The organism is Halogeometricum limi (genome assembly GCF_900115785.1).
Classification (GTDB): Archaea; Halobacteriota; Halobacteria; order Halobacteriales; family Haloferacaceae; genus Halogeometricum; species Halogeometricum limi.
This window is the reverse complement of record NZ_FOYS01000001.1, coordinates 637,726-660,487: the sequence shown is the minus strand read 5'-3', so window position 1 is coordinate 660,487 and position 22,762 is coordinate 637,726. Positions and strand designations below refer to the sequence as shown.

The following is a 22,762-nucleotide window of genomic DNA, read 5'->3' as shown; positions in this document are numbered from 1 at the left end:
CCCTGTCCCCGCGAGTCGGACGCGACGGCTCGGGACGGTTCGAGACGGCGCGTCGCTCCGGGGTCAGTCGAGACGGAGGACGACGGCGTCGGCGACGCGGACGCCCTCGTCGGTTCCGACGTCGGTCCCCGAGAGCAGGTCGGTGGCGTCGGCGAGAGCGGCCGTCTCCCCGTCGTCGAACGACACCGTCGCCGCCTCCGAACCGAAGTTGACGACGACGAGGAGGCGGTCTTCCGCCGTCGTTCGCTCGTAGGCCGCGACCCGAGACTCGTCGGCGGCGTCGCCGTCGTCATCATCGCGGTCGCGGTCGCCGTCGTCGTCACCGCCGACCGAACAGTCCACCCGTTCGACCGTCCCACGACGGAGAGCGGGTTCGGCCCGCCGAAGCGAGACGAGGCGGCGGTGGAAGTCGGTCAGGTCGGCGTCGCCGTCGTGCCACCGCATCGTCCCGCGTTGCTCGGTCACCCCGCGTTCCTGCCCGTAGTATATCAGGGGCGTCCCGGGAAGCGTGAACGTCGTCGCGACGGCGGCCCGGAGGGCGTCCGCGCCGCACTCGTCGAGGTAGCGGTCCTCGTCGTGGTTCTCGACGTAGCGCATGTGGACGGCGTCGTCGGGGTAGCCCAGTCGTTCGGACGCGTCGAGGGCGTCGAAGACGGCCGCCGCCGACTTCTCGCCGGTGCCGACGTCTCGGAGGGCGAAGTAGAGGTCCGTGTCGTAGTGCAGGTCGAACTCGTTCTCACGGAACTCCGGTCGGCGGGGGACCGTCTCGTCCAACAAGAGGAACTCGGAGTCGTCGGCCTTGACGCGTTCTCTGACCTCCTTCCAGAACCCGTGGGGGACGCCCCACGCCACGTCACACCGAAAGCCGTCGACGAGGGGTGCCCACTCGTCCACCACGTCCAGCATCCACTCGCGGACGCGCAGTGAGTCGTAGTTCAGATTCGGAATCATCCACCAGTTGAAGTAGACGCCGGGCGTGCCGTCGGCGGACCAGTCGATATCAGAGGTGTCGTGCGAGTCGGGGACGCGTTCGTACAGGTCTTCGTAGCCCGGAACGCCCGCCTCGTGGAGCTGGTACGCCGGGTGGTCCCGCGAGGTGTGATTGATGACGAGGTCGAACAGGACGCGGATGCCGGCGTCGTGGAGGTCCGAGACGAGCGACTCGAACTCCGCTCTCGTCCCGAGGTCGTCCGCGGTGTCGAACAGGTCGGTGACGTGGTAGCCGTGGTGCGTCGGACTCGCGCAGACGGGGGTGAGCCAGAGGGTATCGACGCCGAGGTGTTCGAGGTACGGGATACGCCGCGAAATCTCCTCGAACGTGGTGTCCACCGTCTCGCCCGCGAACTCGCGGACGAATATCTGATAGACGGTGGCGTCTTCGACCCACGCCGGCGCGTCGGCGGGGCGCGAGAACGTCACGGCGTCGCCGTCGCGAGAGAGTTCCAGCGTGTCCGAGAGACCGTGGCGTTCGGCGACGGGGACGGCGTGGAGACGAGTCGTCTCGGACTCCGAGAGGGCGGACAGAGGGAGACGAAGTTCGTCGCCGTCGACGGCGGCGTCCTCCTCTCGGAGTCCGTCGCGGCCGTCGAGGAAGAACTCCACGGCCGGGTCGTCGCCGTCGGGGGCCGCGTCGGCCGTCGCCGTCACGACCACCTCCTCGCCCTCGCGGGTTCCGTCGAGTCGGAGTCGCGGACGGCCGGGGCCGTCCACCGTGACCGACGTGTTCGCGTAGGAGTCGAAGCCGTCGTCGAACGCGAAGATGGCGTCGTGGTCGCCGGGCGGGAGCGAGACGGGCACGGTCCACGCCTCCCCGTCGAACGTCGGCCGCGTGAGTCCCATCGTGAAGTCGTTGAACGGACCGATGACGGAGACGGAGTCCACGTCGTCGGAGTCGACGTCCACCTCGTCCGCCCCGACGCGAAACTCGGTCTCGGTGCGTACGTCGGGGAACGCGCGGACGGTCTGTCGGTGCGTTCCGTCGGGGGCGTCGAGTTCGACGCGGTAGATACCGGGGACGTCGGGCGCGAGGTGGACGACGGGAGCGTCTCCGACCGTCGCCTCGCTCCCGTCCGGTCTGTCGGTGACTCGCCACCGATACGTCTCTTCGGGCGAGGGGTCTCGGGGCGCGAGTTCGACGGCGTCGCCCACCGCCGTGAAGCGCGGGGGTCCGGGATGGTGCATACGCACAGAGGCAGGCCGAGTCGTTTCACTGTTTCGGAGCGACGAGAAATCGTGAACGACTATTTCACCAAAAGTTATAACGTTCGGCGGTGGACTGGCCGACAATGCAACTTCGCGACGCGCTGAACGACTACAAACACAACCGCGACCACCGGACGCGTTTTCCCGGCGAGTGCCGGACGACGTTCGGCCGGTTCTCCGGGCAGGCCGGGCGACTCGTCCACGTCGCCGAGAACGGACAACTCCGCGACTTCAGCTATCCGCTCGTCGGACTGACGGGTATCGTCCGTTCGCGACTCGGCGTCCGACCGGCCGGTGAGTCGGGGACCACGGCGTGGTTCGAAGCCGAGGCCGCGACCCAACGGCACGAGACGGGGACGGCGCTCGTCGTCACCGAACACGAGACGCCGTACGGCCCGGTCACGCAGTACGACGCGACGGTCGGCGAGACGCACGTGACGCACTTCGATACGGGCGACGCCGACGAGGAACTGGACGTCGTCGTCTGCGTCGGGTTCGCCCCGGACGGGCGAGACACCCGCATCGGACAACTCCGCCACGACGACGCCGTGGAAGTGTATCACGCCGAGGAGACGGACTACCTCGCGAGCGAGACGGGTTTCGTCGAACTCCGCGGGGAAGCGTTCGGCGACTTCGAGTCGCTCGTGGAAGACGAACCGACGGCCTACCCCCGACCGGTGTCCGACGACCGGTACGAGGAGGGTCACCTGAGCGGCGACGTGGTCGGTGTCGTCCCCACGCAGGAGGGGACGGCGACGGTCACGACGCTTCTCACGTCCCGTTCGGAACACACCCGCGCGGAGGCTCTCGACGCGGTTCGCACCGCCGCCGCCGACTACGACGCCGACGAACTGGCGCGCGTCGCCGCCGAGGAGACGGCGTCCGCTGACCTCCCGCACGCGGACGCCGTTTCGACGGACCTCCGGGTTCTCTCGCTTCTCTCCGGTCGCCTCGGCCTCCGCATCGCCGGGCCGGACTTCGACCCCTACTACGCCTACTCCGGCGGGTACGGCTACACCTGGTTCCGCGACGACGCCGAGATATCTCGTTTCCTCTTGGAGAGCGACCGGCAGTTCGGACTGGACCTCTCGGAGTGGCACGACCGGAGCGCCCGCGCGTACCGCGAGACGCAACTGGACGACGGGTCGTGGCCGCACCGCGTCTGGCCGTTCAGCGGCGAACTCGCCCCCGGATGGGCGAACGGCCGCATCGAGGCCGGGTCGGACGTGGACTACCAGGCCGACCAGACGGGCAGCGTCGTCGCCTTCCTCGCGACGTATCTCGAGGAGTCCGACGGAGACGTCTCGGAGACGGTCGAGCGCGCCCTGACCGGCCTGAACGAGACGCTGGCCGACGACGGCCGACCAATCGCCTGTCAGAACGCGTGGGAGGACATGTCGGGTCGCTTCGCGCACACCACGGCGACGTTCTTGGAGGCGTACTCGGCGCTGGCGGCGACGGACACCGCCCTCGCCTCGGAGGCGAAAGCGCGCGCCGACGAGGTGTACGACGCTATCGACGACTTGTGGGTCCCCTCGCGCGGCATCTACGCGCTCCGCGAGTTCACCGACGACCACGAGGCGGACGGACTGGACGAACGCGCCGACTCCGCGACGCTCGCTCTCGCGGACGCCCATCGGACGTACGCCCGCGTGGGCGAGGTGGACGACGAACGCGCGGACAGGCTCGTCTCGCACGTCGAACGCGTCGTCGACGAACTGTACTACGACCCCTCGGAGAGCGACGTGGAGGGCCTGGTTCGCTACGAGGGCGACGGCTGGCGGACGCGCGAACAGGACCACGAGAAGATTTGGACCGTCTCGACCGGGTGGGGAGCGCACGCCGCCGCGAGTCTGAGCGCGCTTCTCGCCGACCGAGGCGACGACCGAAGCGAGACGTTCGCGGCGACGGCGCGTGACCTTCTCGCTCTCGTCCTCCCGGACGGTCCGCTCTGTATGGACAGCGGCTACTTACCGGAACAGGTGTTCGACGACGGCACGCCCGACAGCGCGACGCCGCTCGGATGGCCGCACGCGCTCCGACTGGCGACGGTGGCGCTCATGGACGAGTACGAACTGCTCGAAGGCGAGGAACGCTCGGTCGTCGCGGACGACTGACGACGCCGTCTCGACGAACTTCTCGAACGGAGTCGGACGACGCCTACTGCGCGGCGAGTTCCGTCTCCTGTGACTCGTACAGCAACGCCTCGCCCGTCGTCGCGTCGAACAGGTGGACGTCCGACTGGTCGAACGTTATCTCGATGGTGTCGTCCACCTCGGGTTCGACGTCGGAGTCGACACGGGCGATGAAGTCCACGTCCACGTCGAGGTGGAGGTAGTTGTCCGAGCCGACGGGTTCGACGACGTCCACCGTCGTCGGGATACCCGCCCCGGTATCGGCGACGGTCACGTCCTCGGGTCGGACGCCGAGACGGAGCGTCTGCAGTCCGCTCTCGGAGACGCGGCGCGCGACGTCGCCCGTGAGCGTGTAGTCGAAGCCGCCGTCCTTCGAGAGCGTCACCGTCCCGCCGTCGCCTGTGGCTTCGACCTCGACGAAGTTCATCGACGGCGACCCGACGAACCCGCCGACGAACGCGTTCTTCGGGTTCTCGTAGACGTCCTTCGGTTTCCCCACCTGCTGGAGGATGCCGTCTTTCAGGATGGCGAGTCGGTCGCCCATCGTCATCGCCTCCTCTTGGTCGTGCGTGACGTAGATGGAGGTGATTCCGAGTTCGTTCTGGAGGCGTTGAATCTCCGTGCGCATCGTCGTCCGGAGTTTCGCGTCGAGGTTCGACAGCGGTTCGTCGAACAGGAACAGGTCGGGTTCGCGGACGATAGCGCGCCCGAGGGCGACGCGCTGTTTCTGCCCGCCGGAGAGTTCGTTCGGCTTGTCGTCCAACAGGTCTTCGATGCCCATCATCTCCGCCGTCTCCTCGACGCGGCGGTTGCGCTCGTCCTTCGAGAAGTCCGTGCTCATCCGCAGACCGAACGCCATGTTCTGCCGGACGGTCTTGTGCGGGTACAGCGCGTAGTTCTGAAACACCATCGCAACGTCGCGGTGCCGCGCGTGGACGTCCGTCACGTCCGCCTCGCCGATGCGAATCGACCCCGACGTCGGGCTTTCGAGTCCCGCTATCATCCGCAGCGTCGTCGACTTCCCACAGCCTGACGGTCCGACGACGGTGACGAACTCCCCGTCCTCCACCTCGAAGGAGACGTCGTCCACCGCGACGATGCGACCGTTGTCGAACTCTTTTCGTAGATTATCGAGCGTTACGGTTGCCATTTGACCGATGCTTGTGACGGCGAGATATAGTTCTTGCCCTCCGAGAGGAATTTGTGAGGTACGATTTCGTATTACTTTTGACCGACTGTGGAGAGACCGACGTGAGTGAAGTAAACGGCCGAATTCGGCGGTTTCGACCCGCAGTGGAGAGGAATCGTATCCACGCCGAACGGGGACTATCGTACGAAAAATCGTGTCCTATCCGAATGATTTAAGTTGTGAACGAATAATTCATCCCATATTCACCCATGACAATGGACCGCAGAACGGTGCTCAAGCACCTCGGAACCGCGGGCGTCGTCGGCGCGCTCGCTGGCTGTGCCGGCGTACAAGAACAGGGCGAAGGGACGGAGGCGTCGCAGTCGGGCGACGGGTCCGGCGACTCCACCGCGAGCGGTGACGCCGACTCGACGACGGAGTCGTCCGGCCCGGCCGGTACGGCGAAGGCGTGGTACTCGCTCCCCGACACGGAGATTCCGCTCCGCAAGGAGGCTCTCGGCATGTACAACGAGGCGTCCAAGCACACCATCGAGGGCGCGGACATCTCCGACCTCCGGAAGAAGACCACCTCCGCCATCCCGGCGAACCAGGGTCCGAAGACGTTCGAGTGGGCGCACGACTTCGTCGGCGACTACTACCAGCGCGGCTTCATCGTCGACAAGAGCGACTCCATCTCCGTCGAGATGGACCAGTTCACCGACGCCGCACAGGGCGCCGTTCAGTTCGACGGCGCGACGGTGGGCCTCCCGCACTCCGCGGAGACGGTGGCGCTCGTCTACAACACGGAGATGGTCGACTCCGCACCCTCGACGGTGTCGGAGATGAAGACCGTCATGGAGGAGTACCACGACCCGCAGAACGGAACGTACGGTCTCGGCTACCCGTTCGACCCCTACTTCACGAGTGCGTGGGCACAGGCGTTCGGCGGCTACATCTTCGACCCCGAAGAGGACCCCCAACTCGGCGTCAACACGGACGCGACGGCGAAGGGCGTGAAGTTCGCGCTCGATAACTTCGCCCCGTACATGCCGAACGACCCGACGTACGGCCCGCAGGCGGCCGCGTTCGCGGAGGGTAACGCGCCGTTCGCCATCAACGGCCCGTGGTATCTGAGCACGCTGAACGAGAAAGGCGTCGACTACGGCGTCGCCAAACTCCCCACGCCCGAGGGCGGCGAACCCAACCCGTTCACGGGCATCACGATGTGGTACTTCTCGAAGGCCATGAGCGAAGACGGCCCCGGCACGCAGGCGGCGATGGACTTCATCGAGTGGTACGCGACGAACGAAGACATCGCCCTCCGCAACGCGAAAGAGCAGGGCGCGATTCCCGTCTTAGACAGCATCGCCACGAGCGACGACCTGCCCGAGAACGTCCAGGGCTTCTCCGAGGCCGTCCAACAGGGCGTCCCGATGCCGACGCATCCGAAGATGAACGCCGTCTGGACGCCGTACGGCGACGCGCTGACCAAACTGTTCAACGGCGACATGGACGTCAAGCCCGCGCTCGACGAAGCGGCGAAGACCATCCGTAGCAACTGGGAGTGACCGCGCCATGAGCACCGCATCGCGCGTCGCAACCAAGGTGGGAGAGGTGCCGTTCCTCGACAAGGACGACGCATCGCTGCTGCTCGTCCTACCGGGACTGTTCGTCTTCGCCGCGTTCATGCTGTTCCCGGTGCTGTACCTCGTCGGCATCTCGTTCACCAACGCGAGGCCCGCGAACCTGTTCGCCGGAGAGACGGCGCTCGACGTGCTGACGTTCGGTCAAGCGGAGTTCGTCGGCTTACAGAACTACGTCTCGACGCTCTCGGACCCGGCGTTCTGGAACTCCTTCGGCGTGACGTGGCTGTTCGTCGCGACGAGCGTCACGGCGAAGATAACGTTCAGCATCGGCGTCGCACTCGTCGTCACGAACGAACGAGTCCGCGGGAAGCGCTTCATGCGCTCTCTCATCATCCTCCCGATGGGGCTTCCGGCCATCTTCACCGTGACCGTCTGGCGCGGCATCTTCAGTTCCGCGGAGTTCGGACTCGCGAACCAGATACTGCGCGAACTCGGCTTCGATTCGGTCGCGTGGCTCTCGCAGCGCTGGATGTCGTTTCTCTCGTACAACGTCACCGAGATGTGGCTGGCGTACCCGTTCATGGTTATCATCACGGTGAGCGCGCTTCAGGACGTACCGAAGGAACTCCACGAGGCGGCGATGGTCGACGGCGCGGGCTACTTCTCGCGCTTCCTGCACGTCACGCTCCCCTCGATAAAGCGGCCGGTGCTGTTCGCCTCGATTCTGACCGCCGCGGCGTCGTTCCAGGCGTTCCTCATCCCGTTCGTCTTCAATCAGGGCGGGCCGGCGCGCTCGAACGAACTGCTCGTCGTCTACGGCTACCGCGAGGCGTTCACCTTCTCGCAGTACGGTGAGGGTGCGGCCATCAGCCTCCTCGCCGTCCTGTTCATCGGCGCGTTCATGTGGCTGAACGTGAAGAAAGGAAAGCTCGCGGACGGGGTGAGCGACTCGTGAGCCTCGTTCGCGGCGTTGTCGACAAACTCGCGGAGGACGCGCGCACCGTCGCGTACACCCCGGTCGAAGTCGGCCGCGACGCGGTGTACACCGCGCGGAGCGTCGCACGCGGGGAGACGTCACCGACCGAACCGCTGAAGTCCGTCGGCGCGACGCTCGGCGCGCTCGTCGTCGTGACGCTTCTGTTGTTCCCGGTGTACTGGATACTGATGTCCGCGCTGTCGGGGACGGGCGGTTCTATCTACTCGTCGGGCGGACTCCACCTCCTCCCGCAGGACCCGTCGCTGAAGCCGTTCCTGTGGGTGGTCGGTGACCTCATCGTCCCGGCGTACGCCATCACGGTGAACGTCCCGTTCACCAACCTCGCGGTGGTGTTCAACACGCCCGAACTCGTCTTCCTCGACGCCTCGGCCTACGGCGTCGACAACCCCTCGGAGTTCAAGTCGTTCTTCTGGAACAGCCTCACGGTGTCGATTCCGACGGTCATCATCGCGATGTGTCTCATCATCCCGGCGTCGTACGCGCTCTCGCGCCGCGAGTTCATCTTCCGGCGCAAAGTGCTCTTCACGTACGTCCTCTTGACGCAGGTGGGCGGCGGCCTCGGTATCGCGCTTCTCATCGGCCTGTACGCCGTCTACGTGCAGGTGGGTCTGAACAACAGCAAACTCGCGCTGGCCGTCTACTACGCGGCGACGGCGGTGCCGTTCAACACGTGGCTTCTGAAGACGTACATGGACGGGATTCCGACCTCCTACGAGGAGGCGGCCGTCGTCGACGGCGCGCCGCCGTGGCGCGTCGTCACCGAAGTCATCCTCCCGTTGTCCGCGGCCGGGTTGGCGACGGTGTTCATCTTCACGTTCCTCACGGGGTGGACGGAGTTCGTCGTCGCGCAGACGTTGCTCGGCACGGAGAACTACACCCTGCCCGTGGGTCTGTACTCGCTCGTCGACGAGTACTCCATCCCGTGGGCGCGGTTCTCGGCGTTCGCGCTCGTGTTCGCCTCGCCGCTCATGCTCGTGTACCTGTTCGCACAACGGTACATCGAGGGCGGCCTGTCGTTCAGCGGGATGGAAGGCTGAACGGCGGCTAAAATTTCTTCTTCGCGCGTGCGCGGGACGGCGACGCCGCGAGTGTCATCGTCGCGGACGTCCGTCGATTCATCTCCGCTCGGCACCTCTGAGCGACTGGTGAGCAGTGTGCACAACGACGCGCCGGGAGAACCGTTCGTGAAGCGACGAGACGAGGGACCCGCCTACCACGCCCTCGGCGCGGTGGCGATACTGAAGGCGACGGCCGAAGAGACGGGCGGGTCGTTCAGTCTGGTCGAGAGACGGGGTGACGAGGGGTCGGTGGTGACGCCGTTGCACGTCCATCGCTCGGAAGACGAACTGTGGTACGTCCTCGACGGAGAGATAGAACTGTACGTCGACGGGTCCATCGTCTCGGCGACGGCCGGAGACACCGCCTTCACCCCGCACGGCGTCCCGCACGCGTTTCGAATCGCGGCCGACGGAACTCGGTACCTCATCTGTCGGTCGCCGGGAAACGAGACGTTCTTCGAAGACGTCGGCACGAGCGTGGCGGACCCGTCGGGTCCGGCCCCCGAACCGACGGACGCCGAGTGGGCCCGCGTCGAAGCCGTCGTCGACAAGTACGGCATCGAGATTCTCGGACCGCCCCCGTTCGACGACGCTGCCCTGTGACCGAACCGCACGCACCTCGAAGATTCGAAGTCGTTAAAGGCGAACCGGAGGTAGTCACGGTAACTCGCTGGTCAGACGGGACGCCAGCGGGCACCCGAGCACTCGGGACGACATGTGGAGTCGCGTTCACGGCCGAAACGAACGCGCTCCGAATCGCAAGCGCCCGTGGTGAAACTATGGCACGAAGCTTCTATTCCCACATCAAAGACGCGTGGAAGAACCCCGGCGACGGCAAACTCGCCGAACTGCAGTGGCAGCGAAAACAGGAGTGGCGCGACCAGGGCGCCATCGTCCGCGTCGACCGACCGACGCGCCTCGACAAGGCCCGCGAACTCGGCTACAAAGCCAAGCAGGGCATCGTCGTGGTCCGCGTCTCCGTCCGCAAGGGCGGGGCGCGCAAACAGCGTCACAAGGCCGGCCGCCGTTCGAAGCGGCAGGGTGTCAACCGCCTCGGTCGCCGGACGAGCATCCAGCGCATCGCCGAGGAGCGCGCCTCGCGCAAGCACCCCAACATGCGGACCCTCGCCTCCTACTGGGTCGGCGAAGACGGGTCGCAGAAGTGGCACGAAGTGATCCTCGTGGACCCCGAACACGCCGCGATTCAGAACGACGACGACCTCAACTGGATCTGCAGCGACGACCACAAGGGCCGCGCGTTCCGCGGTCTGACGAACGCCGGGAAGTCCAACCGCGGTCTCCGCACGCGCGGGAAGGGCTCCGAGCACACGCGCCCGAGCATCGGGAGCGACCGTCGCCGCGGCAAGTAACGGTACCACACGGTCTTGATTTCTTTCGACGCCGACCGCAGAGCGAACGCGCCGTCAAACGCTCGTGGGGCGTCCGTTCACGCGAGGACGACGACGAGCACCGACAGGAACAGGAAGGCGACGTGCGTGCCCGCGTGCGCGAGCATCGCCGCTTCGAGGTGGTACCGCCAGAAGAACCACCCGTAGACGACGCCGCCGAGGGCGTTCAACAGGACCGTTCGAATCACCGTCGCGAACGTGAGCGGACCGAGTCCGGCGAGCGCCGGGAGGTGGCCGATGCCGAACACGAGGGCCGTGAGGACGATTGCGGGCCACACGACGTCGCGGCCGGGACGACTGACGCCGCCGGCGGCGCGCCACCCGACCCAGACGAGCGCCGACATCAACCCCCAACGGAGCAGGAGTTCCTCGGTCAGTCCGCCGTACAGAAAGCGGACGGGTGCCGAAGAGAGAACGTCCACGAGCGTCGGCCGCGGCGTCGCCGCCGCGGGAACCGCGCCCAACGGCGAGAACGTCACGTCGAGTGCGGCGAGGAGGAACCCGACGACGACACCCGCGCCGAGTGCGCGCGGTGCGGCCGCGGCGAGTTCGGGCCAGACCGGGCCGCCGCCGTCGACGCGTTCGGCGACGAGCGAACGGAGACCGACCGGGTCGGCGGCGCGCGTGCCGACGAGAACCGCCACACCGAGCAACACCGTCGGCGTGAGAAGCGAGAGGGCGAGGACGACGAGCGGAGACGTCTCGGGGACGGCGGGGAGGAGTCCGGACACCGCGAGGGTGACGCCGAGGGCGGCGACGCCGAGGAGTCCGACGCCGAACAGTGCCCCGACGCGACGAACGTACCGCTGTCGGCGGTTCGGACGGCCGTCGCTGGCAGTGAGACGCCGTGTCATCTGTCACCTACTCACGTGGTGACGGGATAAGCCCGGCGTTCGCTCCGGCGTCAGGTGTCGGGACCGGATTCGGTGGGGCCGTCCCACGCGTCGAAGCCACCGCGGAGACTGGAGACGGTGGCGTCTAAGTGCGAGTCCAACATAGACGCGACGCGGCGAGAACTCTGGCCGACGTAGCAGGTGACGACGACGTCGTCGCTCCAGTTACCGTCGACCGTCGAGAGCGAGAGGCGGGAGGCGGGGAGGTTCACCGACCCCTCGATGTGGCCGGCGGCGTACGACGACGGGTCGCGGATGTCGACGACAGTCGTCTCCGAGTCGGTCGCGTCGAGTCTCGTCTCCAACTCCTCCGGTGTCGTCTCCATCACCATACGCGAGTGTTCGTGCGGCGTCAAAAACCGTCTTCGATTCGAGCCTCTCTCTCACGAACGCCCGTGAAGAACGAGTCTGCGGGCGGCGAGAGACGGTGTCGAAGACCACGGCGTTCGTCCTGCCGACGGGCGCGGATTTATTCGCGCGAACGACCAACTCCGACCATGTCACTCTCACTCGACGCGACGCAACTGGACCGGTACTCCAGACACATCATCATGGACGAAGTCGGCCCCGACGGGCAGGCCCGCCTCCTCGACGCGTCCGTTCTCGTCGTCGGCGCGGGCGGTCTCGGGTCGCCGGTCATCCAGTACCTCGCCGCGGCGGGCGTCGGCCACCTCGGTATCGTCGACGACGATGTGGTCGAACGGAGCAACCTCCAGCGACAGGTGGTCCACGGCGACGACGACGTCGGGACGCCGAAAGTCGAGAGCGCCGCGGCGTTCGTCCGCCGACTCAACCCGGACGTCGACGTCGACGGCTACGAGACTCGACTGACGAAGGAGAACGTCGAACTCGTCGCCGACTACGACGTCGTGGTGGACGCCTCGGACAACTTCCCGACGCGCTATCTCGTCAACGACTTCTGCCGCATCCACGACATCCCGGTGGCGCATGGGGCCATCTACAAGTTCGAGGGACAGGCGACCACGCTCGTCCCCGACGGCCCCTGCTACCGGTGTCTGTTCCCGGAGGCGCCGGAACCCGGGACGGTCCCCGACTGCGCGACGACGGGGGTCCTCGGCGTCCTCCCGGGAACGCTCGGTTGTATCCAGGCCACGGAAGCGGTCAAACTCGCTCTCGACGCGGGCGACCCCCTCGTCGGTCGCCTCCTGTTCTACGACGCGATGGACATGACGTTCGAGACGGTGCCGTACCGGCAGAACCCCGACTGTCTGGTCTGCGGCGACGACCCGATAGACTCCGTCGCCGACGTGGAGTACACCGACGCCTGCACGGTGTCGTCGGACTAGACGGGCGAGAGAAGCGAAGACCGGCCGGTTACTGTTACTGTTACTGTTACTGCGTGTCGACGCCGCCGTCGGTCTGTTCGACCGCCAGGGGTTCCGGGTCGGTGGGTTCGTCCGCCGTCGTGTCGCTCGTCCTCGCGTCGTCGGACCCGACGTCGGCCAGTTCGGCGTCGGGAGCGACTTCGGCGGTGCCGTCGTCCGCGTCGTCTCGGTCGGAACCGTCCGAGTGGTCGCCGAAGTCGAACGTGTCGACCTGTTCGGCGTCGAACGACCCCTCGGCGTCGCCGCAGAGGCGGGCGACCCGGTCGGTGAGTTCGTCGAGCGCCATCGTCTGGTCGGCCGTCGCGTCCGTAATCTCGGTGGAGGCGTCGCGCGCGTCGAACGCGTGCGTCTGGGCCGTCTGGATGGTCGTCGTGACCTCCTCGATGTTGGTCGCCTGACTGTCGGTCGCCCGCGCGACTTCGGCGATACCGTCCGCGCCCGCACTCGTCGCTTCGGCTATCTCTTCGAGTGAGCGTAAGACGTCCTCTATCTCGCCGGAGGCGACCTGAATCTGCTCGTGTGACTGCTCGGACGCCATCACCGTCTCGTCGGCCTGTTCTTGAATCTGGCCGATGCTGTGTGCGATCTCTTCTGTGTGCTCGTGCGTCTGGTTGGCGAGTTGCTTCACCTCGTCGGCGACGACGGAGAACCCCTCGCCCGCCTCGCCCGCCCGCGCCGCCTCGATGTTCGCGTTGAGTGCGAGCAGGTTCGTCCGGTCGGCGACTTCCGCGATGACTTCGACGACCTCTTCGATGGCACCCATCCGCTCTTGCAGTTCGATGACGCTGTCGAGCAGGTCGTCGGAGATGTCGATGACGTTGTCCGTCGCAGAGCGGACCGACTCGCCCGCCCCGCGAGCGCTCTCGGCGGCCGTCTGCGCCTGCGCGGCGGAACTGGCCACCTGGTCGGACGTGGCGGCTATCTCCTCCATGCTCGCCGAGAGGTTCTGCATCTCGTCGGCGCCCTCGTCGAGCAGTTCGCTCTGCTCTGTGACCTGCGACTCGATGCGCGCCGCCGCGTCGGCGGCGCGTTCGATGGCTTCGCCGAGGTGAACCGCCTTCTCGTCCACCTCGTCGGCCAGTCGCTCGAAGCGGTCGGCCATCGCGTTGAACTCGGGGACGACCGACAGCGCCGCATCCGAGAGGAGGCCGGTGTCGTCTTCGAACTCGATGCGCGCCGAGAGGTCGCCCTCGGCGAGGTCGTCGACGGTGTCTAAGAGTTCCTCGACGAGTTCGTGCGACTTGCGGTCGCTCGCGACGACGTCGGTCCGGTCGTAGATGGTCTCGACGACGGCGACGAGTTCGTCGCCCTCGAACACCGGCCGTGCGACGAAGCGGATGTGTCGTTCGACGCCGTCGCCGGTCACCATGGTACTCGAGTCTTCGAATCCGCCGTCGCCCGTCGAACAGAGGCCGAACACCTCGTCTGCGTCCGTCGGCGCTTCGAGCACCTTGTCCGCCAGCGTCTTCGCCCGCCGGCCGTCGGGGTAGAACGCCTCGCTGGCGTGTTCGGAACCCAGCGCCTCCGAGGACGAGACGGCGGTGAGGTCGGCTATCTGCTGGTTCCACGCGACGACGACGCCGTCGGCGTCGAGGACGAACGTCGGCGCGCCGATACCACAGAGTAGTTGCGTGCTGTTCAACGAGCGTGCGACGCCGGTGACTATCTCCGAGTCACCGGAACCGACCCCACCGTCGGCCCGGGGGCGACCGTCGCCGCCCACCGGTAAGACGTCTACGAGTCGGGTGAGCAACGATTCGGACATCGTCCCCCCTTTCGCAACATCCACAATAACTGTATCCCGCTGGTTCTCACGCGTGATACTAGCTGTCGGTCCAGTCAGTGTATCCGGCCGTAGAACGACGGATTCCCCCCGAGTCGGTTCTCGACACTCGAAACGACGGTCACCAGCGCGCGGGGGCGTCGCGGACGGCACGCCGGAGAACCGTCGCTTCCGCCTTTCGGAGGTGTTCGGCCGCCGTTCCCGACGAGCAGTCGATTCTGTCGGCGACGTCACCGACGGACGCCGCCCGCGGGTCGCCGTAGTACCCGAGTTCGACGGCGGCCACGAGTGCGTCACGCTGGCGCGGCGAGAGCGCCGCCACCGGGTCGACGACCCGGCCGTCGTAGTCGTGTATCGACCGGACGTCCACGAAGACGTCCGACGGGAGACCGTCCAGCGTTCGTTCGACGGCGTCCGCCGCGCCGACGAGTGAGAGTTCGACGCTGCGGTCCGTGTGGTAGACGACGGGCGGGACGACGACGACGCCGTTCTCGACGAACGCCCCCACAAGCGTCGCGTCGGCGTCGCGTTGTCCCTCGTGGACGGCGAGGTAGAACCCCGGCCGGTTCGCCACCGTCGCGACTTCGTAGTCCAGAATCGACGGCGCGCGTGCGACGGCGTCGGTGTACGTCTCCACGTCGTCGCCGTCGACGTGGAAGACGAGCGTGTTCTCCGCGCCGACGTCGGGGTTCCACAGGAGGAGACTCGTCCGTCTGAACCCGGGCGTGTCGGCGACGAACGCGTGCATCGGGTGGACGTACGCTTCGGGCAGTGCGAGGCGGACGCGGAGCGACTTCACGGACGTGACTGTTCGCCGACATCATATAAACGTCCCTCACGGCTGCGGCAGAACGACGACCGGACTGCGAACGAGACGTACCGATATGAGCTTGGACGAACGGACTCGCGGCCGGCCACCACGGCCCGCATCCGAGCATCGGAGTCTCGACGGCCTCCTCGCGGACCTGACGCTCTCTCGCGACGACCACCGCCACGCGCCGGGCTACGTCGTCAGGGCGGACGCCGTTCAGGAGACGCTCCGTCGCCTCCGCGACGAAGCGGGCTTCGACCACCTCTCCTGCGTGACCGCACAGGAGTACGAAGACCGCTACGAGACGGTGTACCACCTGAAGTCCTACGACGACCCGACCGAGGAAGTGAGCGTCGTCGTTCCGGTTCCCTCGAACGCGCCGGTGAGCGAGTCCGCGGCCCCCGTCTTTCGGACGGCCGACTGGCACGAACGCGAGGCGTACGACCTCGTCGGCATCGAGTACGACGACCACCCGGACTTGCGGCGCATCCTCCTCCCGGAGACGTGGCAAGGGCATCCGCTCTCGCGCGATTACGACCAGGACCGCCCGCAGGTCGTCACGCTCCGCGAGCACGCGAATCCCGTCGAGACGGACAGCCGAGACGGCGACACGCTGTTTCTCAACATCGGACCGCACCACCCCGCGACGCACGGCGTCCTCCACCTGCGGGTGACGTTGGACGGCGAACAGGTCGTCGACGTCGACCCCGACTTGGGCTACATCCACCGCTGCGAGGAGCAGATGTGCCAGACGAAGACGTACCGCCACCAGATCATGCCCTATCCGGACCGCTGGGACTGGGGCGGTGCGGGGTTGCTGAACGAGTGGGCGTACGCTCGAACCGCCGAGACGCTGGCGGACGTCGACGTGCCGGAGTACGCGCAGGTAGTGCGAACGATGATGGCCGAACTGTCGCGGATGCTCTCGCACTTTCTCGCCGTGGGCGCGTACGCACTCGACGTGTGCGGCGACTTCACGGCGACGTTCATGTACGCGACGCGCGACAGAGAGGCGATACAGAACCTCTTAGAGGACGTGACCGGACAGCGCCTGATGTTCAACTACTTCCGTCTCGGCGGCGTCGTCTGGGACCTCCCGGAACCACGCGACGAGTTTTTCGAGAAGGTGTACGACTTCGTCGACGGCCTCCCGCAGAAGTTGGCGGAGTATCACGATATGCTGACCTCGAACGAGATAATTCAGCTCCGAACCGTCGATACGGGCGTCCTCCCCGCCGACGTCGCGAAGTCGTACGGCTGTACCGGCCCCGTCGCGCGCGGGTCGGGCATCGACTACGACCTGCGCCGCGACGACCCGTACGGCTACTACGACGAACTCGACTGGTCGGTCGTCACGGAGGACGACGGCGACAACTTCAGCCGTCTACTCGTCCGTCTGCGGGAGATAGAGGAGTCGGCGCGCATCGTCGAACAGTGCGCCGACGTCCTCGAAGACTGGCCCGAAGACGACCGGACCGTCCAGTCGAACGTGCCGCGGACGCTCCGTCCCGAAGACGACAGCGAGGTGTACCGCGCCGTCGAGGCCGCCAAGGGTGAACTCGGCATCTACATCCGCGCGGACGGCACCGACAAGCCCGGTCGCTTCAAGATTCGTGGGCCGTCGTTCTCGAATCTCCAAGCCCTCCCGGAGATGTCCGAGGGGGAGTACGTCCCCGACCTGATAGCGACGCTCGGCAGTCTGGACACCATCATGGGCGAGGTGGACCGATGAGTCACGTCGCCTCGAAGGTTCTCTCGACAGTCGGACGAACACCGGGCGTACGACCGCCTCGTACGGGGCGAGCGCGACACCGGATAGCGAACTGACAGCACGGACGTCTCCACGGGCGGGCGTGCCGTACTCCGCGTAACCGCCCGTGGCCGAACTCAGGTCACGGCGGGCCTGGCCTCGTGTTCGCGCTTAAACGCTCGCACGGTCGTGACGTCTCGAATGCGCCGCCCCGCAGACCGCAGTGTTTTATCGGCCAGACGGCGACCGTTGAGACATGACCTCGCAGGGAATCGTCGACCAGTTTCTCTCTTTGAAGGCCGAGACGGACGCGGACGTGCTGACGATGCAGTGCGGTGATTTCTACGAGTTCTTCGGCGACGACGCGGAGTTCGTCGCCGAGGAGTTGGACCTGAAAGTGTCGCAGAAGTCCTCGCACGGGTCGTCGTACCCGATGGCCGGCGTGCCGATAGCCGACCTCACGCCGTATCTGAAAGTGCTCGTCGAACGCGGCTACCGCGTCGCCGTCGCCGACCAGTTCGAAGACGACGACGGCCACTACCGCGAGATTACGCGCGTCGTGACGCCCGGAACTCTGCTGGAGACGTCGGACGCCGACGCGCGGTACATCGCCGCCGTCGTCGCCGACGAGGGGGGAGAACGCGTCGGACTGGCGTTCGCGGACGTGACCACCGGGCAGTTCTTCGTCACCGAGGCGGCCGACGCCGACGCCGCGTACGCCGAACTGTATCGCTTCGCCCCCGTCGAGGTGCTTCCCGGACCGACCGTCCGGGGCGACGACGACTTTCTGCGTCGCCTCCGCGAGGAGACGGACGCCTCGCTGTCGCTGTTCGAGGTGGACGCCTTCGCTCCCGGGCGGGCCAAACACGTCGTCGGCAAACAGTTCGGCCGAGAGACGCTGGAGAGCGTCGGACTCGACTCGACGCTCGCCGTCCGCGCGGCCGGTGGTCTCCTGCGGTACGTCGAGGAGACGGGAACGGGCGTCCGGCAGTCGATGACGCGCCTGCAGACGTACGAGACGCGCGACCACCTCGAACTCGACGCGACGACGCAGCGAAACCTCGAACTGACCGAGACGATGCACGGCGACCGAAGCGGGTCGCTCGTCGACGCCATCGACCACACGGTGACGAGTCCGGGCGGGCGACTCCTCCGCGAGTGGGTCATCCGACCCCGTCGCGACACCGCGGAACTCGAACGCCGCCTCGACGCCGTCTCCGCGTTGGCGACGGAGGCGCTCGCCCGCGAACGCGTCCGCGACACGCTGGACGGCGTGTACGACCTCGAACGCCTCGCGGCGCGCACCGCATCGGGGAGCGCGGACGCGAACGCGCTTCTCTCGGTTCGCGACACGCTCGCCGTCCTGCCGGCCGTCGCCGACGCGATAGAGGACGGACCGCTCGCGGACTCGCCGCTCGCGGACGTCGTTCGGCGGCCCGACAGAGACGCGGCGGCCGCCCTCCACGACGAACTGGCGGACGCACTCGCCGACGACCCGCCGAAGACGGTTCGGCAGGGCGGACTGTTCCGGACGGGGTACGACGACGAACTCGACGGACTCATCGAGAGCCACGAGGAGGCCGCACGCTGGATAGAGACGCTCGCGGACCGGGAGAAACGGCAGTACGGCCTCTCGCACGTCACCGTCGACCGGAACAAGACCGACGGCTACTACATCCAAGTGGGCAAGTCCGTCGCCGACCAGGTGCCGGAACACTACCGCGAGATAAAGACGCTGAAGAACTCAAAACGGTTCGTCACCGACGAACTGGAGGAACGAGAGCGCGACATCCTCCGCCTCGAAGAGTCCCGCGGCGAGTTGGAGTACGACCTGTTCTGCGAACTGCGCGAACGCGTGGCCGACCACGCAGAACTCCTGCAGGACGTCGGGCGCGCCCTCGCCGAGGTGGACGTCCTCGTCTCCTTGGCCACGCACGCCGCCGGCAACGACTGGACGCGCCCGACGCTCACCGAACCCGGTCCGCTCCGCATCGAGGCGGGGCGACACCCCGTCGTGGAGTCGACGACGGAGTTCGTCCCGAACGACCTGTACATGGACGACGACCGGCGCTTCCTCGTCGTCACCGGGCCGAACATGAGCGGGAAGTCCACCTACATGCGACAGGCGGCGCTCATCGTCCTCCTCGCGCAAGTCGGGAGCTTCGTCCCCGCGCGCTCGGCCGAAATCGGCGTCGTCGACGGCATCTACACCCGCGTCGGCGCACTCGACGAACTCGCGCAGGGTCGCTCGACGTTCATGGTCGAGATGCAGGAGTTGTCGAACATCCTCCACTCCGCGACGGAAGACTCGCTCGTCATCCTGGACGAAGTCGGTCGCGGGACGGCGACGTATGACGGCATCTCCATCGCGTGGGCGGCGACGGAGTATCTCCACCACGCCGACGGCATCGACTCGGCGGGGACGGGCGGTCCGAAAACGCTCTTTGCGACGCACTACCACGAACTGACCGAGTTGGCAGCGCAGTTGCCGCGGGCGGCGAACGTCCACGTCGCGGCCGACGAACACGACGGCGACGTGACGTTCCTCAGAAACGTCGAGGAGGGACCGGCCGACCGGTCCTACGGCGTCTACGTCGCCGAGTTGGCGGGCGTTCCCGACCCCGTCACCGACAGAGCGCGGGACGTGCTGGCGAAACTCCGCGCGGACCGCGCGGTGGACGTGCGCGGCGGGTCGGCGTCGGGAAGCGGTGGGACGAAACAGGTCGTGTTCGACCTGCAGAGCGGCGGCTACGACACCGCGTCCGAGAACGGACAGAGCGAGGGGGACGAGAGCGGTGGAGCGGTCGACCCCGAAATGCAGTCGGTCGTCGACGAGTTGGTCGGGACCGACGTGAACCAGACGTCGCCCGTGGAGTTGCTGTCGAAAGTCCAAGAGTGGCAGCGACGACTGGAGCGAGAGGAGTAGCGCCAGAACGCCGACGAAGACGGGTCGTTCCGGTCGCTCGTCGTCCCGAACGTCGAGAAATCGCCGACGTCGAACGTCTCGTCGAACAAACACGGGATTGATACGCCGCACTCGCTTCGAGTGACCAATGAACGCTGTTCGTCGGCGCTCCGCGTCGGCCGTGTCCGCCCGCTACCGTTCGGTGCTGAACGCCGTCGTGCGAAGCGCGTCCCTCTCGGCGGTACCGCCCGCCGCACGGCGCGAGACGGAGGCACAGGATGGGTAAGAACGTGTGGGCGAAGGTGGTCCAGCGCGGCATCCTCCTTCGAGACGGCGACGAGCAGACGGAAGCGCTCGTCCTCAAAAATCCCGACGGGACGTGGGAACTCCCCGGCGGAAAGATAGAGTACGGCGAGACGGCCCGGGAGAGTCTCGACCGCGAGATACGCGAGGAGACCGGACTCGCCGTCACCGCGGCCGAACCCGTCGAGACGACGGTGCGCAAACTGAAGAAGAACAAGAAGCGCGGCAAGTTCGCCGTCGTCTACCGGTGCGCCTTCGAGGGGGACGCCGTCGAACTCAGTGACGAACACGTCGGGTTCGCGTGGCGGGGGGCGCAGGCGATAGCCGAGACGAACCTCAAACAGGTCGACGAGTACCGGAGCCTCCGACGGGCGCTCGCGGAGACGAACCACGAGCCGCGGTGGGAACGGTCGGGCGTCCACGTCAGCGGACTCGACGGTGACACAGAGACGTTGACCAACGGGACGGGGACCGCAGGCGAAGAAACGGAACGGTGACCGAGACACCAGTCGCCGGGGCTGACAGTGCGTGTCGGCGACGGTAGCAAACGATTACGGGCCTCAGCGGCGAAGTCGTAGGCGGTACGAGGAGCGTCGTCGACGGCCGCGCGACGCCACTCGAACGTCCCGACGATGAGCACCGCACCCCGCCCGCGAATCGGAATCACCTACAAGAAGCGTCACGGCAACCCGGTGAAATACCGCCTCTTCGAGCGACTCCGCTCGTGGGCCGACGTCGTCGTCTTGGACCACCGGCGGCGACACCCGGACCTCCCCGAGATGGAACTCGACCTCTACCACATGGCCGGGTGGTCGCCGGCGGCGTTCGCGGACTTCGAAGTCGCCCGCGAGGCGGGCATCCCGACGGTGAACTCCTACGCCGGCGCGGTGCAGACCGAAGACAGACTCCTCGCGGCCCGCGCGTGCGTCGACGCCGGACTCCCGTTCGTCCCGTTCGAGTACGGGCGGGCCGACGAGATTACGCTGAAACCGCCCGTGGTGGTCAAGCCGCGGCACGAACTCGAACCCGGCGGGCACCGTCTCGACGTCGTGTTCTCGGGGGCGTTGCGGTTCGAGGGAGAGCGGTTGGTCGAACGGTACGTCGTCCCCGCGCGGAGTTTCAAGGTGTTCGGCGTCGGTAGCGAGATTCGAGCGAGCGAACGCCACTCGCGGACCGACGCGTGGGAGGAAGTCCGCGTCCCCGGGCGCTTCGTCGAGTTAGCCGCGGAGGTGTCGACGCTGTTCGACCTCTCCGTCTTCGAACTCGACGTCGTGGTTCACAAGTCGTACTACGTCATCGACGTGAATCCGGTCGTGAGTCTGGACGGCGTCGAAGACGCCGTCGAGGTGTACGAGACGGTCCTCCGGCGGGCCTGCGAGGACGCGCGCCGTCGCCACCGCTACGGGCGGTAACCGACGTTACGGACCGTAACCGGCGCTACGGACGGTGAATCGGGGGAATCTCTCCCGTCTCGTCCGTCCGTTCGTCCACGAGGGGGAGCCGAGTGAGTTGTTCTGCCGTGAGTCCGGCGATGGTCTCGCTGCGGGCGGAGTGTGACAGCGAGTGGTCGTACGCCTCTTCGAGACCCGACTCGGTGGCGGTGGTCCGGCAGTGGACCGTCGTGCCCATCTCGTCTATCTCGAGGAGGAGGTACGACTGCGGGAACGACGAGAGCGCCGGAGCGACGAGGCCGCGGACCCCGCGGTAGCGGACGAGAGCGGCGAGGTGGACGTGCCCCGAGAGGTGAAGCGGCACGTCGTGTCGCGAGAGCACGTCGGTGAGTTCGTCGGCGTTCGCGAGTGGCGGGTGCGGTGCCCAGCCGTCGCCGCCGATGTGGTCGGCGAGGCCCGGGAGGTTGTGATGGGAGACGACGATGGGGTCCGTCGTCTCCGGGAGCGTCTCCTCTAACCACGCGAGTTGGTCCGCGGAGACGACGGCCTCCCGTTCCCCGTCGGCGTCGAGCGCCATCGCACTGTTCAGACCGACGACGTCGGGGCCGTCCAGCGAGAGGTGAACCGGGAATCCGTCGTCGGTGAAGCGGCGTTCGAAGTGGGCGACGCTACGCTCCTTCACGTCGTGGTTACCGGGGATACAGAGGACGGGGACGCCGGCGGAGTCGAGGACGGACTGCACCCACCGGAGGTTCCGTCGCTCGCCGTCTTTCGAGAGGTCACCCGCGACGACGAGAGCGTCGGCACCCTGCGCCTCAACGTCCGAGACGGCCTCCCGGAGTCGTCGTTGGGTCCGGTGGTACAGCTTCCACGACCCGCGTTCGTCCACCGAGACGTGCGGGTCGGAGACGACGGCCACCGTCGTCGGCGAGGCGGCCCGCGGACGCTCGAACCGCGCGAACGGCGCGTCTCCGGCGGTGAGTGTTCGGTAGGTCGTTTCGGAAGCGGAGTCGTCTCCGGTGTAGAGCGGTCGGTCGGCGAACTCTTCGACTCCCATCGATGGA

The 22,762-nt window shown here is 67.0% G+C and carries 18 protein-coding genes; 11 read left to right on the top strand and 7 right to left on the bottom strand.

From position 1 onward, the window contains the following. Positions 1 to 63: 63 nt before the first annotated feature. Positions 64 to 2,181 (bottom strand): alpha-amylase family glycosyl hydrolase, encoded by a 2,118-nt coding sequence (locus tag BM282_RS03470; RefSeq protein ID WP_089876785.1) that lies wholly within the window; start codon positions 2,179 to 2,181, stop codon positions 64 to 66. Between the two features lie 104 nt (positions 2,182 to 2,285). On the opposite strand from BM282_RS03470, the gene BM282_RS03465 reads away from it, so the two are divergent. Next, positions 2,286 to 4,319, top strand: coding sequence for a glycoside hydrolase family 15 protein (locus BM282_RS03465; RefSeq protein ID WP_089876783.1), 2,034 nt, complete (start codon positions 2,286 to 2,288; stop codon positions 4,317 to 4,319). A 43-nt stretch (positions 4,320 to 4,362) separates the two neighbouring features. Here BM282_RS03465 and BM282_RS03460 read toward each other — a convergent pair whose 3' ends face one another. Beyond that, a complete protein-coding gene (locus BM282_RS03460; RefSeq protein WP_089876781.1) occupies positions 4,363 to 5,487 on the bottom strand; it encodes an ABC transporter ATP-binding protein in 1,125 nt (374 codons plus the stop codon). Between the two features lie 248 nt (positions 5,488 to 5,735). On the opposite strand from BM282_RS03460, the gene BM282_RS03455 reads away from it, so the two are divergent. The 5 genes from BM282_RS03455 to BM282_RS03435 all read left to right on the top strand — a co-directional run bounded on the left by BM282_RS03455 (position 5,736) and on the right by BM282_RS03435 (position 10,477). After that, a complete protein-coding gene (locus BM282_RS03455) occupies positions 5,736 to 7,034 on the top strand; it encodes a sugar ABC transporter substrate-binding protein (protein ID WP_089876778.1) in 1,299 nt (432 codons plus the stop codon). A 7-nt stretch (positions 7,035 to 7,041) separates the two neighbouring features. Beyond that, the gene (locus BM282_RS03450; RefSeq protein ID WP_089876775.1) at positions 7,042 to 8,007 is read left to right on the top strand and encodes a carbohydrate ABC transporter permease; all 966 of its coding nucleotides are present in this window, start codon (positions 7,042 to 7,044) and stop codon (positions 8,005 to 8,007) included. Further along, a complete protein-coding gene (locus tag BM282_RS03445; protein WP_089876772.1) occupies positions 8,004 to 9,086 on the top strand; it encodes a sugar ABC transporter permease in 1,083 nt (360 codons plus the stop codon). Before BM282_RS03450 ends, BM282_RS03445 begins: the two co-directional genes overlap by 4 nt. Positions 9,087 to 9,194: 108 nt before the next feature. After that, positions 9,195 to 9,710, top strand: coding sequence for a quercetin 2,3-dioxygenase (locus BM282_RS03440; RefSeq protein WP_245758284.1), 516 nt, complete (start codon positions 9,195 to 9,197; stop codon positions 9,708 to 9,710). Positions 9,711 to 9,886: 176 nt separating this feature from the next. Then, a complete protein-coding gene (locus BM282_RS03435; RefSeq protein ID WP_089876768.1) occupies positions 9,887 to 10,477 on the top strand; it encodes a 50S ribosomal protein L15e in 591 nt (196 codons plus the stop codon). A gap of 77 nt (positions 10,478 to 10,554) precedes the next feature. Here the strand turns inward: BM282_RS03435 and BM282_RS03430 are convergent, their stop codons facing one another. Then, positions 10,555 to 11,370, bottom strand: a complete 816-nt coding sequence (locus tag BM282_RS03430) for a CPBP family intramembrane glutamic endopeptidase (protein ID WP_089876766.1) — start codon at positions 11,368 to 11,370, stop codon at positions 10,555 to 10,557. 50 nt (positions 11,371 to 11,420) lie between these two features. Then, positions 11,421 to 11,741 (bottom strand): rhodanese-like domain-containing protein, encoded by a 321-nt coding sequence (locus BM282_RS03425; protein WP_089876764.1) that lies wholly within the window; start codon positions 11,739 to 11,741, stop codon positions 11,421 to 11,423. A 165-nt stretch (positions 11,742 to 11,906) separates the two neighbouring features. Here BM282_RS03425 and ubaA point away from each other — a divergent pair, with 165 nt between their 5' ends. Beyond that, a complete protein-coding gene (gene ubaA, locus BM282_RS03420; protein WP_089876762.1) occupies positions 11,907 to 12,716 on the top strand; it encodes an SAMP-activating enzyme E1 in 810 nt (269 codons plus the stop codon). 46 nt (positions 12,717 to 12,762) lie between these two features. Here the strand turns inward: ubaA and BM282_RS03415 are convergent, their stop codons facing one another. Both BM282_RS03415 and BM282_RS03410 read right to left on the bottom strand, forming a co-directional pair. Continuing rightward, on the bottom strand, positions 12,763 to 14,520 hold the full coding sequence (locus BM282_RS03415; RefSeq protein ID WP_089876760.1) for a methyl-accepting chemotaxis protein: 1,758 nt from the start codon (positions 14,518 to 14,520) through the stop codon (positions 12,763 to 12,765). Between the two features lie 139 nt (positions 14,521 to 14,659). Continuing rightward, positions 14,660 to 15,337 (bottom strand): helix-turn-helix domain-containing protein, encoded by a 678-nt coding sequence (locus BM282_RS03410; RefSeq protein WP_245758283.1) that lies wholly within the window; start codon positions 15,335 to 15,337, stop codon positions 14,660 to 14,662. Between the two features lie 85 nt (positions 15,338 to 15,422). Here BM282_RS03410 and BM282_RS03405 point away from each other — a divergent pair, with 85 nt between their 5' ends. From BM282_RS03405 to BM282_RS03390, 4 genes are all read left to right on the top strand, one after another. Then, positions 15,423 to 17,081 (top strand): NADH-quinone oxidoreductase subunit D, encoded by a 1,659-nt coding sequence (locus BM282_RS03405; RefSeq protein WP_089876759.1) that lies wholly within the window; start codon positions 15,423 to 15,425, stop codon positions 17,079 to 17,081. A 274-nt stretch (positions 17,082 to 17,355) separates the two neighbouring features. Then, positions 17,356 to 20,025, top strand: coding sequence for a DNA mismatch repair protein MutS (gene mutS / locus BM282_RS03400; RefSeq protein WP_089876757.1), 2,670 nt, complete (start codon positions 17,356 to 17,358; stop codon positions 20,023 to 20,025). 257 nt (positions 20,026 to 20,282) lie between these two features. Continuing rightward, entirely contained in the window at positions 20,283 to 20,804 is a 522-nt protein-coding gene (locus BM282_RS03395; RefSeq protein WP_089876755.1) for an NUDIX domain-containing protein, read from the top strand. Positions 20,805 to 20,939: 135 nt separating this feature from the next. Continuing rightward, positions 20,940 to 21,719, top strand: coding sequence for a hypothetical protein (locus tag BM282_RS03390; protein ID WP_089876753.1), 780 nt, complete (start codon positions 20,940 to 20,942; stop codon positions 21,717 to 21,719). A gap of 25 nt (positions 21,720 to 21,744) precedes the next feature. On the opposite strand, the gene BM282_RS03385 is transcribed toward BM282_RS03390, so the two are convergent. After that, entirely contained in the window at positions 21,745 to 22,755 is a 1,011-nt protein-coding gene (locus BM282_RS03385; protein WP_089876751.1) for a metallophosphoesterase family protein, read from the bottom strand. Positions 22,756 to 22,762: the final 7 nt, after the last annotated feature.